The 12,603-nt window shown below is 61.4% G+C and carries 12 protein-coding genes and 1 pseudogene; 10 read left to right on the top strand and 3 right to left on the bottom strand.

Annotation, left to right across the window (positions count from 1 at the left end):
• The first annotated feature begins 34 nt into the window (after positions 1-34).
• Entirely contained in the window at positions 35-805 is a 771-nt protein-coding gene (locus WA943_RS06975; RefSeq protein ID WP_424469138.1) for an SDR family NAD(P)-dependent oxidoreductase, read from the top strand.
• A 54-nt stretch (positions 806-859) separates the two neighbouring features.
• Here the strand turns inward: WA943_RS06975 and WA943_RS06970 are convergent, their stop codons facing one another.
• On the bottom strand, positions 860-1,576 hold the full coding sequence (locus tag WA943_RS06970; RefSeq protein ID WP_424469137.1) for a type 1 glutamine amidotransferase: 717 nt from the start codon (positions 1,574-1,576) through the stop codon (positions 860-862).
• Positions 1,577-1,590: 14 nt separating this feature from the next.
• Complete coding sequence (gene pip, locus WA943_RS06965) at positions 1,591-2,556, bottom strand: prolyl aminopeptidase (protein ID WP_424469136.1); 966 nt, start codon at positions 2,554-2,556, stop codon at positions 1,591-1,593.
• Positions 2,557-2,899: 343 nt separating this feature from the next.
• Between pip and WA943_RS06960 the strand changes: the two genes are divergently transcribed.
• From WA943_RS06960 to WA943_RS06920, 9 genes are all read left to right on the top strand, one after another.
• A complete protein-coding gene (locus WA943_RS06960) occupies positions 2,900-4,900 on the top strand; it encodes a ribonucleoside-diphosphate reductase subunit alpha (protein ID WP_424469135.1) in 2,001 nt (666 codons plus the stop codon).
• 43 nt (positions 4,901-4,943) lie between these two features.
• Positions 4,944-5,906, top strand: a complete 963-nt coding sequence (locus WA943_RS06955; RefSeq protein ID WP_424469134.1) for a ribonucleotide-diphosphate reductase subunit beta — start codon at positions 4,944-4,946, stop codon at positions 5,904-5,906.
• 26 nt (positions 5,907-5,932) lie between these two features.
• Positions 5,933-6,457, top strand: a complete 525-nt coding sequence (locus tag WA943_RS06950; RefSeq protein WP_424469133.1) for a hypothetical protein — start codon at positions 5,933-5,935, stop codon at positions 6,455-6,457.
• Between the two features lie 25 nt (positions 6,458-6,482).
• Entirely contained in the window at positions 6,483-6,917 is a 435-nt protein-coding gene (locus tag WA943_RS06945; protein ID WP_424469132.1) for an EamA family transporter, read from the top strand.
• Between the two features lie 40 nt (positions 6,918-6,957).
• Positions 6,958-7,923: a hypothetical protein gene (locus tag WA943_RS06940; protein ID WP_424469131.1), complete on the top strand. Its 966-nt coding sequence runs from the start codon at positions 6,958-6,960 to the stop codon at positions 7,921-7,923.
• 66 nt (positions 7,924-7,989) lie between these two features.
• On the top strand, positions 7,990-9,303 hold the full coding sequence (locus tag WA943_RS06935) for an MFS transporter (RefSeq protein WP_424469130.1): 1,314 nt from the start codon (positions 7,990-7,992) through the stop codon (positions 9,301-9,303).
• A gap of 57 nt (positions 9,304-9,360) precedes the next feature.
• Positions 9,361-10,221 (top strand): ABC transporter substrate-binding protein, encoded by an 861-nt coding sequence (locus WA943_RS06930; RefSeq protein ID WP_424469129.1) that lies wholly within the window; start codon positions 9,361-9,363, stop codon positions 10,219-10,221.
• A complete protein-coding gene (locus WA943_RS06925; protein WP_424469128.1) occupies positions 10,221-11,222 on the top strand; it encodes a FecCD family ABC transporter permease in 1,002 nt (333 codons plus the stop codon). Before WA943_RS06930 ends, WA943_RS06925 begins: the two co-directional genes overlap by 1 nt.
• Positions 11,222-11,992 carry an ABC transporter ATP-binding protein gene (locus WA943_RS06920; protein ID WP_424469127.1) on the top strand — a complete coding sequence of 257 codons (771 nt, stop codon included), beginning with the start codon at positions 11,222-11,224 and terminating at the stop codon, positions 11,990-11,992. Before WA943_RS06925 ends, WA943_RS06920 begins: the two co-directional genes overlap by 1 nt.
• Before the next feature lie 91 nt (positions 11,993-12,083).
• Here WA943_RS06920 and WA943_RS06915 read toward each other — a convergent pair.
• A pseudogene (locus WA943_RS06915) lies at positions 12,084-12,603 on the bottom strand (ferritin-like domain-containing protein); the annotation flags it as partial.

The raw sequence follows: 12,603 nt of genomic DNA, 5'->3' as shown, positions 1-12,603 counted from the left end.
GGTTCTCTAAAAGCACAATTCAGGGAGAAGGCAAATGGATCTCGGACTTAAGGGCAAGAAGGCAATCGTCACCGGCGGCACGCGCGGCATCGGCCGCGCCATCGCCGAAACGCTGGCCGCCGAAGGCGCCGATGTGGCGATCTGCGCCCGCAATCAGGATCAGGTGAACGAAACGGTCGCCGCCCTGAAGGCAAAAGGCGTCAATGCGGTCGGCGGTGTCGTCGATATTGCGGATGGTCCGGCGCTCAAGAAGTGGATTGCCGATGCAGGCAACCAGCTCGGCGGCATCGATATTCTCGTGGCCAATGCCAGCGCGCTGACGATCGGCAATACCGAGGAAGCATGGAAGGGCTGCTTCGACATTGACGTCATGGGCGCGCAACGCTCCTTCGACGCGGCGCTTCCTTTTCTTGAAAAATCCGCCAAGGCATCCGGCGACGCCGCTGTCGTCATCATCTCGTCCGTCTCTGCGGCCGAGACAACCAACGGCAATGCCTATGGCGCAATGAAGGCGGCGCAAATTCATCTGGCGAAGGGCCTGTCCAAGGAGCATGCGGGCAAGCATGTGCGCGTCAATCTCGTCTCGCCCGGCACTGTCTATTTCAAGGGCGGCGTCTGGCACATGGTCGAAACGAATATGCCCGACATGTTCAAGGCGACCATGGCCCGCAATCCCATGCGCCGCATGGCGACCCCGCAGGATATTGCCAATGCGACTGTCTTCCTCGTCAGCCCCGCATCGTCCTTCACCACAGGCATCAACATGCTGGTCGACGGCGCGATCACGAGCCGCGTGAATTTCTGAACGATATTTGAATCGATCGTCGCCTCGGATTTGTTCCGGGGCGACGATCGGCGGCTACTCCGCCAGCGCCATCCAGCGCCCCATGACGCGCCGCGCAAATGCCTGCTGCGCAGGCAGCGCCTCGGCATTCAAACCCGCTTTGATCTCATCGAGCGGGAGTGCCGAATTTTCCGCGCGCAATTGCGTCCAGAAATCTGTCGTCTCTCGCGTCACTTCGAGATGGAACTGAAACCCATAAGTCCGCTCGCCGAGACGAAACGCCTGATTGGCGCAAGTCTCGCGCGTCGCAAGCCGCACCGCACCTTCGGGCAGCTCGAAGGTGTCGCCATGCCACTGCATGATTGCAAGGCCCTGTTCGGCGTCGCCAAGCAGCGGATCTTCCGTCGCCTCGGCCGTCCATGTCTGAGGCAGGAAACCCCATTCGTCATAGCCCATCTTGTAAACGCGCCCGCCAAAGGCGCTGGCAAGCATCTGTGCGCCGAGACAAACGCCCATCACTGGCTTGCGCTCTTCATGGAAGCGCCGCATCAGCGCCCGCGTCTTGTCGATGAAGGGGTGATCGGCTTCGTCATAGACGCCCATGATGCCGCCCAGCGCGACAAGCCCGTCATATCCCTCGCTCGTCGCCGGCACATCGCGCACCGCCCCCGTCGCAAAATCACGCGTCTCCGGCGCAAAGATGAGATCGGCGCTCGCGCCGAGGCGCGTTGCTTCTTCCAGCAATACGCCCGGCCCGGAATTGGCCTCGTTGATGAGATAGAGAATGCGCATGGAAGGTGTCGCGCTCACACCTTTGCGAAGCGATCGCTCGTCCGCACCATCACATCGACGATGCCCGGCTCCGTCGCGGTATGGCCCGCATCCGGCACGATGTTCAACTCGGCGTCCGGCCAGGCCTTGGACAATTCCCAGGCCGTGAACATCGGCGTCACCACGTCATAGCGGCCCTGCGCGATCACGCCGGGAATGCCCGTGAGCTTGCCCGCATTGCGGATCAGCTGATCCTGCGGCTCGAACCAGCCCTTGTTCATGAAGTAGTGGCACTCGATCCGTGCGAAGGCGAGGGCGAAGTGCCCGTCCGCAAACCGTGCCACGCGCTCGGCGTCGGAGAAAAGCGACAGCGTCGTCCCCTCCCAGATGCTCCAGGCCTTGGCGCAGGCGATCTTTTCAGCCTCATTGTCGCCCGTCAGCCGCTTGTAATAGGCCGCCATCAGATTGCCGCGCTCTGCCTGCGGGATCGGCGCGACGAAATGTTCCCATGCATCGGGAAACAGCGCGTCCGTTCCCTCCTGATAGAACCAGTCGAGTTCACGCTTCCGCAGCGTAAAGATGCCGCGCAGGATAATTTCGGTGACGCGGTCGGGATGCGTCTCGGCATAGGCGAGCGCCAGCGTCGAGCCCCATGAGCCGCCGCAAAGCTGCCAGCGCTCGATCTTCAGATGCTCGCGCAGCAATTCCATGTCGGCGACGAGATCCCAGGTCGTGTTCTCGCGCAGCTCGGCATGGGGCGTCGACTTCCCGCAGCCGCGCTGATCGAAGAGGATGATTCTGTAGGCGAGGGGATCATGCGTGCGCCGCATCGTCGGATTGGAGCCGCCGCCGGGCCCGCCATGAACGATGATGACAGGTTTTCCCCGTGGGTTGCCGCATTCCTCATAATAGATCGTATGCAGCGCCGAGACCTTTAAAGTGCCCGTATTGAAGGGCTCGATTTCGGGAAAAAAGGTGCGGCGGGCGGCTGTGTCGAACATGGGGTGAATTGTCCTTTGTCAAGCCTTCGCTGGCGGCGAACGCGGGTACAAAATAAAATCAAGCCTCTGAAATATCACATCTTTTTATGTCAGAGGCCCGCGCCGGCGGCCATTAACCAAAAAAACATTCCTGACGAGGCCACAACGTATTGACCTCCTGCCACCGCGCTCTACTATATCTGGACACCTCGCACTGATTTGGGGCTCCCGGGGGAGCGAGGTTATCAGCGAATACATAAATTCTGCCCTTATCGAAGGGTAGAGCGGCGGCGAAGGTGTTTGCTTCGCCCGGAGAGGTTTTGCGCGCCGTTTGAGCGCAAATTGAGGCCAAGAGGGGATTGCTATGCTGAATGATACGTCGAAAGCGGTTGATATGAGCGAAGTCGAGGCCACCCTTTCCGCGATCATCACGGGCGAGCGTGCGCCGAGCCGTGCGGGCGCGCATCGCCCGCGCGGCGACATGGCGACGACTGCCGAGCCCGAGATGCCGTTTGGCGAGATGGATCAGGTGGTTCAGGTCGCCCATGGTTATCGCGTGAAGGTGGACCACGCCCGCGACGCCCTTCTGACCGAATTCGGCAAGGCGACGCTGCGCGACCGCTATTTGCTGCCCGGCGAATCGTTTCAGGACCTTTTTGCCCGCGTCGCGTCATTCTATGCCGACGACGAGGCCCACGCCCAGCGCCTCTATGACTACATTTCCAAGCTCTGGTTCATGCCCGCAACGCCCGTCCTGTCGAATGGCGGCACGCAGCGCGGCCTGCCCATTTCCTGCTTCCTCAACGAAGCCAGCGACAGCCTTGAAGGTATTCTCGGCCTCTGGAACGAAAACGTCTGGCTCGCGGCCAAGGGCGGCGGCATCGGCTCCTATTGGGGCAATCTGCGCTCCATCGGCGAAACGGTCGGCGGCAACGGCAAGACGAGCGGCATCATTCCCTTCATTCGCGTCATGGATTCGCTGACGCTGGCGATCAGCCAGGGCTCGCTGCGCCGCGGCTCGGCGGCGGTCTACCTGCCGGTCGACCATCCCGAAGTCGAAGAATTCATGGAAATGCGCCGCCCGACCGGTGGCGATCCGAACCGCAAGGCGCTGAACCTCCATCACGGCATTCTCGTTTCCGACGCTTTCATGCGTGCGGTCGAGGCCGATGCCGACTGGGCGCTGCTGAGCCCCAAGGACAAGACCGTCCAGAAGACCGTTTCCGCGCGTTCGCTCTGGATTCGCATGCTCACCTCGCGCATCGAAACGGGCGAGCCCTATATCATCTTCAAGGACACCGTGAACAACGCGCGTCCCGAGCATCACAAGCTCGCGGGCCTCGAAGTGAAAACCTCGAACCTCTGCGCCGAAATCACGCTGCCCACCGGCATCGACCAGCATGGCGAGCAGCGCACGGCCGTTTGCTGCCTGTCCTCACTCAACCTCGAGAACTATTTCGAGTGGCAGGACAATCCGAACATCATCGAAGACGCGATGCGCTTCCTCGACAACGTGCTGCAGGACTTCATCGATCGTGCGCCCGACGAGATGAGCCGCGCGAAATATGCAGCCGCGCAGGAGCGTTCCGTCGGTCTCGGCGTCATGGGCTATCACTCCTTCCTGCAAGCCAACATGATCCCCTTCGAGGGCGTGATGGCGAAGGTCTGGAACAAGCGCATGTTCAAGGCGATCAAGGAAGGCGTCGATGCCGCATCGCGCAAGCTTGCCGATGAACGCGGCGCCTGCCCGGACGCAAAGCAGTTTGGCTTCCATGAGCGCTTCTCGAACAAGACGGCGATTGCGCCCACCGCTTCGATCTCGATCATCACCGGCGGCACCTCGCCGGGCATCGAGCCGATTGCCGCGAACTCCTTCACGCACAAGACGCTGTCGGGCTCCTTCAACGTCCGCAATCGTCACCTGACGAAGCTGCTCGAAGAAAAGGGCCGCAACGACGACGACACATGGTCGAACATCGTCACGAGCGGCGGCTCGGTTCAGCATCTCGACTTCCTGTCGGATGATGAAAAGGCCGTCTTCAAGACCGCGTTTGAACTCGACCAGCGCTGGGTCATCGAGCATGCGGGCGACCGCGCGCCGCTGATCGATCAGGCGCAGTCGGTGAACCTCTTCCTCGCGGCAGACGTCCACAAGCGCGACCTGCACAAGCTGCATCTGCAAGCCTGGAAGCAGGGCGTGAAGAGCCTCTATTACTGCCGCTCGCTTTCGATCCAGCGCGCTGAAAAGGCCGAAGTCATCTCGCTCGTGCCCTCCAAAACGCTTGAAGTGAAGACGCTCGATCAGGTCGTCGTCGAAGCTCGCCGCGAAGTCGTCGAATATGACGAGTGCCTGGCCTGCCAGTAATCCGACGAATAAAGCAAGAAAACGCAGGCGACGGGAGCCACACATGTCCTCACTTCTCGAAGAACGTCTCGTTTACAAGCCCTTCCGCTATCCTTGGGCCTATGATGCGTGGCTGACGCAGCAGCGCATTCATTGGCTGCCGGAAGAAGTTCCGCTTGCGGATGACGTGAAGGATTGGGCGAAGAAGCTGACGCCCGGCGAGCGCAATCTGCTGACGCAGATTTTCCGCTTCTTCGTGCAGGCCGACGTCGAAGTGAACAATTGCTACATGAAGCATTATTCCGGCGTCTTCAAGCCGACGGAAGTTGCGATGATGCTCAGCGCCTTCTCCAATATGGAGACGGTGCATATCTCCGCCTATTCGCATCTGCTCGACACCATCGGCATTCCCGAAGCCGAATACGAAGCCTTCCTCAAATACAAGGAGATGAAGGACAAGTTCGACTATATGCGCGAATGGGGCATGGAGACGAAGGCAGACATTGCCAAGACGCTCGCTGTCTTCGGCGCCTTCACCGAAGGCGTGCAGCTCTTTGCGTCGTTTGCGATTCTGATGAACTTCCCGCGCTTCAACAAGATGAAGGGCATGGGCCAGATCATCACATGGTCGGTGCGCGACGAGACGCTGCACACTAATTCAATCGTGAAGCTCTTCCGCACCTTCATCGACGAGAATCCGGAAATCTGGAACGAGGAACTGCGGCGCGACATCTACAAGGCCTGCGAGACGATCATCCATCACGAAGACGCCTTCATCGATCTGGCCTTCGAAATGGGCGGCGTCGAGGGCATGTCGGCTGACGATGTGAAGCGCTACATCCGCTACATCGCCGATCGTCGTCTGGTGCAGCTCAATCTCCAGCCCATCTATCGCACGGAAAAGAATCCGCTGCCCTGGATGGACGAGATGCTGAACGGCATCGAGCACGCGAACTTCTTTGAAAACCGCGCCACCGAATACTCCAAGGCCTCGACCAAAGGCACCTGGGACGAAGCCTTCGACTGACAGGCAGGCTGTTCGAGGGGCAGGTCTTGGAAGCGTTCGGAGAAGTTCTGCAGCCCTGGTACTTCCAGCTGAAGTTTCTGCATGTCATCTCGGTGGCCATGTGGTCCTTCAGCACGGCGGTTGCCTATCGCGACTATATCGTTCCGGTCTTCAACGCATGGTCGCGCGCGCCCGCCGATCCCGAGCGCATTGCGCGTCGCGACTGGGCGATGGAGCGCTTCGACAGCGGGGCGATCCTTGAGCATGTCGCCTTTCCGCTGTTGCTGGTGACAGGCCTTGCGATGTTTTTCGCGGGTGGCTGGTCGCTTGACGGCTTCACATGGCTTGCGGTGAAGCTCGTCATCGTTGCCGCCATCTTCATCCCCATGGAAGCCATCGACTATTACATCTCCCATTTCGGCGGCAACAAGGCGCGCCTGCGGAACCGCGGCGACATGGCGCGACACGAGGCCATGATGCGGTTCCACTGGCTTTTCTTCAAAGTCTCGACACCGCTGGTGGTCATCTTCATTCCCGCGATTTACTATCTCGCCATTGTGAAGCCGTTCTAGCGCGCAGCCTCAAGGGAGCCGCTCCATGTCATCTGGCCTCGCGTCTTCCTGGCAATTCTGGGCCGTGCTCTCGGCGGTCTTTGCGGCGCTGACGGCGATCTTCGCCAAGGTCGGTGTCGAGAACATAAATTCCGATCTCGCGACCTTCATCCGCACCATCGTCATTCTCGTTACGCTGGGGCTGATCCTCTATGCCACCGGCCAATATCGCAACACCGAGCCGATTTCGCTTCGCACAATGATTTTTCTGGTGCTCTCCGGCCTCGCGACTGGCGCATCATGGATCTGCTATTTCCGCGCTCTGAAGATCGGCAATGCGGCGCAGGTCGCGCCCATCGACAAGCTCAGCGTCGTCCTCGTCGCCATATTCGGCGTCATCTTCCTTGGCGAGCATCTGTCGCCGCTCAACTGGGCAGGCGTCGCCCTCATTGCCATGGGCGCACTTTTCGTCGCCTTTTGAGCCACTGGCGCGGCCGTAAAAACCCGCCTAGTCTTTGCCCATGCGCAAAATTCTCGTCGTCCTCCTGTCGGTTTTCATCTCCAGCGCGGCCTTCGCCGCCGAGCCCTGCGCGCCGCGCAAGGCCGTCGCGCCCGCATTGGCGCGGCTCGAAACGGCCATGGCGACGGCGCGCTTCGTCACCTACAACCCGACCGGCCTGAAGATTATCGACGGCAACATCACGTCCGCGACAGCGGAGAGCATCCGCGAAGACCTGAAGGCCTTGCGGCCTTACTTCGACGGCCTCGTGACCTATTCCGCTCGCGACGGAAACGAGCATGTCGCCGACATCGCGCAGGAGCTTGGCTACAAGGCCGTCGTCATCGGCCTCTGGACGCCCGCCGATCCCGAGGAAGTGCGAAACGCACTCCGCGCCGTCAAGGCGCATCCGAAGCTCGTCGTCGGCATATCGCTCGGCAATGAGATCATTTTCGGCAAGCGTGGCACCTGGGCGAACCTGCAATCCTATCTGGCGCTGATGCGCGCCCGCGTGCCGGACGTGCCGCTCACAGTCAGCGAGCCTTTCGCGCAATTCCTCGACAGCGATGCGCGCGACGTGCGCGGCCAGCTCGATTTCATGCTGGTCAATATCCACCCGATTTTCGAGAAATGGTTTGCGACCGCCGGCCCGGTCAATTGGGCCGACTTCGTGGTCAAGGCGACGGACAAGCTCGCCGATGCTTATTGCGGCCCGATCCTCATCAAGGAAACCGGCCTGCCGACCGGGCCGATGAATCTGGGTTACGACGCCGAGAAACAGGCGGCCTTCTGGCGCGCGCTGGAAGCGCAGTTCAAGCCTTCGCGGGCAAGGGCCTTTTCCTATTTCTCCGCCTTCGACGCGCCATGGCGCACCTCCGACTTCAACCCCGTCGCGGGCGTCCATCCCGAGGAAGCCTTTTGGGGTCTGTTCACGGAGGACCGCTCGCCCAAGCTCGTCATGCAGGGCCTTGAGAAGCTGAAGAAATAAATCTGGCCCCTATGCCGGAGCATCGGCCTCCCTTATGGTCGCGACCACCATCGGGGGAGGGCATAAGTGACCGCACAAAATCTGACGCCAGACGAGCGCCGCCTCTTTTCGCGCGCCGCGCGGCGGATCATTCCGCTGATGATCCTGCTCTATATGGTGAGCTTTCTCGACCGTGTGAATGTCGGCTTTGCCGCACTGACCATGAATGCCGATCTCGGTTTCACGCCTGAAGTTTTCGGCTGGGGCGTTGGCATTTTCTTCATCGGTTATTTTATCTTCGAAGTGCCCTCGAACGTCGTCATCGAGAAGATCGGCGCGCGCATCTGGATCTGCCGCATCATGGTGACATGGGGCCTGATCTCCGGCGCCATGGCCTTCGTCTCGACGCCGATGAGCTTCTACATCCTGCGCTTTCTTCTCGGCGCGGCGGAAGCAGGCTTCGCGCCGGGCATGATCCTCTATCTCACCTACTGGTTTCCCGCCGACTTGCGCGCGAAACTCTATGGTTCCTATTTCATCGCCATTCCGCTCGCGAGCGTCATCGGCGCGCCGGTTTCCTCATGGCTGCTCGGCTTTGACGGACATATGGGCCTGAAGGGGTGGCAATGGATGTTCGTCATCGAGGCGGTGCCCGCGCTCGTTCTGGGCTTTGCCGTGCTCTGGTTGCTGCCTGACGGCCCTAAAAAAGCGCGGTGGCTTTCCGATGACGAGAAGGCGCTCATCGCCGATTGCCTCGCGCGTGATCGCGCCAACACGCATGTCGATGCGAAGCACACGCTCTGGCCCGCGCTGAAAGACGCCCGCGTGCTGCTGATGTGCGCGATCTATTTCAGCATCGTCATTGGCCTTTATGGCATCAGCTTCTGGTTGCCGCAGATGATCAAGCAGATGGGCTTCACCAATATTCAGGTCGGCTGGATCGTTGCGCTCGTCTATGCCTTCGCCGCCGTCGCCATGCCGCTTTGGGGCTGGTCGAGCGACCGCGCGCAGGAGCGCATCTGGCACACCGTCATCGCCTGTCTCGTCGGCGCTGCGGGCTTCATCGGCGGCGCATGGTTCGGCTCGCCGCTTCTCGTCATCACCTCGCTCGGCGTGGCGGCAATTGGCGTCTATGTCTCGATCGTGCCCTTCTGGGCAATTCCGCCGACCTTCCTGGCCGGTACGGCGGCGGCGGGCGGCATCGCGCTCATCAACGCGACCGGCAATCTCGGCGGCTTTGTCGGTCCTTATGTCGTCGGCTGGGTCAAGCAGGCGACGCAGAGTTACACAGCAGGCATCCTCGCGCTCGCCGTCGCGCTTATTGCGGCAGCAGGCCTCACGATCGTGATGCGCGCCCTGCTTGCGCGCAGCGCGCGGCGCGTCCGGCTTGCTGCCGACTAGACGCATGGTCGGGTGCCGCCTAGACTGCGCTCGACCAGCCCCCACCGAGAGCGAAAGATGAATGCGGCTTTGAAGACAGGCCTTCTGGCCCTCATGTCGCTGATCTTCGCAAGCGGGGCGCAGGCGGAAACGCGCCACCCGCAGCGCGTCGTCTCGATCAATCTCTGTTCGGATGTGCTGGCGCTCGAACTGGCCGAACCCGGCACGGTCAAATCCGTCTTCCGTGTCGCCGCCGATCCCGAGGATTCGCCCGTCGCCGATCTCGCGCGCAATCTGCCGCTCAATAATGCGACGGCAGAGGAAATCCTGAGCTACAAGCCGGACCTCGTTCTTGCGCATCGTTATTCCTCGCCCTTCACGCTGAGCCTGCTCGCGCGCGCCCATGTGCCCGTGGTGCAGGTGAGCGAGGGCGAAAGCTTTGACGAGATCCGCGACAATATCCGCCGCGTCGCCGCAGCGCTTGGACAGATCGAGAAGGGCGAGGCATGGATCGCCCGCTTCGATGCGCGTCTTGCGGCATCGGCGCGCCCAAGCCTTGCGCATGCGCCGCGCGCGGTCATCTATCAGGACCTCGGCGGTGCGGCGGCGGCAAACACAATCCTCGGCGAGTTGCTGACTCATGCCGGTTTTGAAAATGTCGTGAAGGCATCGTCCAGCGGCGGTTTCGTCAACCTCACCATTGAAGAACTGATCGACAAGCGGCCCGATTTCGTTGCCGTGGGCATTTATCGCGCGCATGAACCATCGCTTGCGCATGAAGTGCTGGAGCATCCCGCCCTTCGCGTCTATGTCGCAAAATATGCGCGCGCCATCGACCTGCCCGCAAAGCTCTGGACATGCGGCACGCCTTTCGTCACCGAGATTGCGGATCGGCTCGCCGCTGCTCGCGACGCTTTCGACGTTGCGGGGACACATTGATGCGTCGTCTGCCGAATTATCTCCTCGTCAATCTCGGGCTCGCGGCGCTCGCGGCGATCTTCTTCGTCTCCTCCATCTATGTCGGTCGCGGCGGCGAATTGCTGTTCACGAAACTGCGCGCCATTGACGAGATCGACCGCTCGCTTGCCTGGCTGATCCTTGAAGAGGTGCGTCTGCCGCGCGCGCTGCTCGGCCTCATCGTCGGCGCGACGCTCGGCCTCACCGGCGCTGGGCTTCAAGGCTTGCTGCGCAACCCGCTTGCAGAGCCCGGTCTCATCGGTGCGTCGAGCGGCGCGGCTTTGGGCGCGGTGCTGGTTTTCTATTTCGGCTGGGCGGCAGGCTCGGCCATGATGGTGCCGCTCGGCGGCGTTGCGGGCGCGCTGCTCAGCCTCGGCCTGCTTTACATGCTGGCAGGCAAGAACCCATCCATCGTCACGATCATTCTGGCAGGCGTTGCCATTTCCGCCTTCGCCTCGGCGCTGACCTCGCTCGCGCTCAGCCTCGCCGCATCGCCTTACGCCGTTTACGAAATCATCTTCTGGCTGCTTGGCTCCTTCACTGATCGCAGCATGGATCAGGTCTGGTTTTCCGCGCCCTTCATCGCGGTCGGCCTCGTGCTCGTTGCATCGACCGCGCGCGCGCTCGATGCGCTCACGCTGGGCGAGGACACGGCAGCGAGCCTCGGCTTTGACCAGTCGTCGCTGAAGCTTCGCTCGATCCTCGGCACGGGCCTCGCGGTCGGCGCCGCCGTTTCCGTCACTGGCGTCATCGGCTTTGTCGGCCTCGTCGTGCCGCATCTCGTGCGGCCATTGGTCGGCCATCAGCCGGGGCGATTGCTGTTGCCGAGCGCGCTTGCAGGCGCGGCCCTCGTCCTCGCCGCCGACCTTCTCGTGCGCCTGCCGACCATCGGCCCCGAGCCGAAACTCGGCGTCGTCACCTCGCTGATCGGCGCGCCGTTCTTCTTGTGGCTGATCCTGCGCACAAGGCGGGAGGCAAACTGATGCGCCTGCAAGTCTCCGATCTTCAAGCCTCGCTTGGTGGCGCGCGCATTTTGCACGGCCTGTCGCTCGATCTCGAAAGCCCCGGCTTCATCGGCTTGATCGGCCCGAATGGCGTCGGCAAGACGACGCTGGTGCGCGCCATTGCAAACCTCATTCCCTTCGAGGGAGTGATCACGCTCGACGGTGTCGCGATTGGCGACATGGAAACGCGTGCCCGCGCGCGCATGCTTGCCTATCTCGCGCAAGGTGCCGAAAGCCATTGGCCGCTCACGGTCGAACGGCTCGTGGCGCTTGGCCGCCTGCCGCATCTCGAGCCGTTTCGCGCGCCGCGACCAGCCGACGAAGATGCGATAGAGCGTGCATTGCATCTTGCCGATGTAGAAAAATTCCGCAGCCGCGATGTGCTGACTCTGTCTGGCGGCGAACGCGCCCGTGTGCTGCTCGCTCGTGCGCTGGCCGTTGAAGCGCCGCTTCTCCTCGTTGACGAGCCGGTATCCTCGCTCGATCCCTATCACCAGATCGGCGTCATGGAAGTCTTGCGTGCCTATGCGGGCAAAACCCGCATGGTCGTCGCCGTCCTCCACGACCTTTCACTGGCCGCGCATTATTGCGACAGGCTCGTCCTGTTGAATGAAGGCCGCATCCACGCAGACGGCGCGCCGCGCGACGTGCTGACGCCCGAAAACCTCCGCGCGGTCTATCGCGTTGAAGCGAAGGTGAGCGGCGAGGGCGCAGATTTTCAGGTGCAGCCTTACGCGCGCACTGAGTAAGTCTTCAGCCGCCCATTCCGTCATGCGCGGGCTTGAAACGAAAATGGCCGGGTCAAGCCCGGCCATCACGTATCATTTATCCGATTGCGGACTATTCAGCCGCGACGTAGTTCCCGACCTTCTGGCCGAAGTTCACCGTCTTCAGATATTCGATGCCTTCCTCGGCAATCGCGTCGCCGACCATCTCGTCGCCTTCGCCCTTCAACTCGTCCATATCGACATAGACGGCGTAGAAGGCCTTGGTGCGTTCGGTGATGATGCCGCCCTTGAGCAACGTCTTGATGAGCACGCGGAAAATATTCGTGCTGCTCGCCATCGCCTTGCGGCGCACTTCATTGGTGCGCGCCTTGATGAGCTCGTCCTGAACTTCCTGCCAGTTGAGGCCGAAGCGGGCATACATATATTTCTTCTGCTCAGGCGAACCGAGATTGAAGAGAAGCGTCTGGAAGCACGTCGCCGCCCAGTCTTCGATCAGGTTGCGCTCTTCCTCGTTGAGCTTGGGGATCGTGCGGTCGGCCCAGATCTTGCCGAACTTGTGATGGAAGGCTTCGTCCGTCATCACGAGCTGGCAGAGATGCTTCAGCAGCGGATCGTTCGAATGGGTGTAGAGC

This window comes from Parvibaculum sp. (assembly GCF_049651025.1).
GTDB lineage: Bacteria > Pseudomonadota > Alphaproteobacteria > Parvibaculales > Parvibaculaceae > Parvibaculum.
This window is presented reverse-complemented; position numbering and strand designations above follow the sequence as displayed.

What these genes read in the sequence shown, in the direction of transcription:
- WA943_RS06975 (WP_424469138.1), top strand. Translation starts at nt 35, where the DNA reads ATGGATCTCGGACTTAAGGGCAAGAAGGCAATCGTCACCGGCGGCACG.
- WA943_RS06970 (WP_424469137.1), bottom strand. Translation starts at nt 1,576, where the DNA reads ATGCGCATTCTCTATCTCATCAACGAGGCCAATTCCGGGCCGGGCGTA.
- pip (WP_424469136.1), bottom strand. Translation starts at nt 2,556, where the DNA reads ATGTTCGACACAGCCGCCCGCCGCACCTTTTTTCCCGAAATCGAGCCC.
- WA943_RS06960 (WP_424469135.1), top strand. Translation starts at nt 2,900, where the DNA reads ATGCTGAATGATACGTCGAAAGCGGTTGATATGAGCGAAGTCGAGGCC.
- WA943_RS06955 (WP_424469134.1), top strand. Translation starts at nt 4,944, where the DNA reads ATGTCCTCACTTCTCGAAGAACGTCTCGTTTACAAGCCCTTCCGCTAT.
- WA943_RS06945 (WP_424469132.1), top strand. Translation starts at nt 6,483, where the DNA reads ATGTCATCTGGCCTCGCGTCTTCCTGGCAATTCTGGGCCGTGCTCTCG.
- WA943_RS06940 (WP_424469131.1), top strand. Translation starts at nt 6,958, where the DNA reads ATGCGCAAAATTCTCGTCGTCCTCCTGTCGGTTTTCATCTCCAGCGCG.
- WA943_RS06930 (WP_424469129.1), top strand. Translation starts at nt 9,361, where the DNA reads ATGAATGCGGCTTTGAAGACAGGCCTTCTGGCCCTCATGTCGCTGATC.
- WA943_RS06925 (WP_424469128.1), top strand. Translation starts at nt 10,221, where the DNA reads ATGCGTCGTCTGCCGAATTATCTCCTCGTCAATCTCGGGCTCGCGGCG.
- WA943_RS06920 (WP_424469127.1), top strand. Translation starts at nt 11,222, where the DNA reads ATGCGCCTGCAAGTCTCCGATCTTCAAGCCTCGCTTGGTGGCGCGCGC.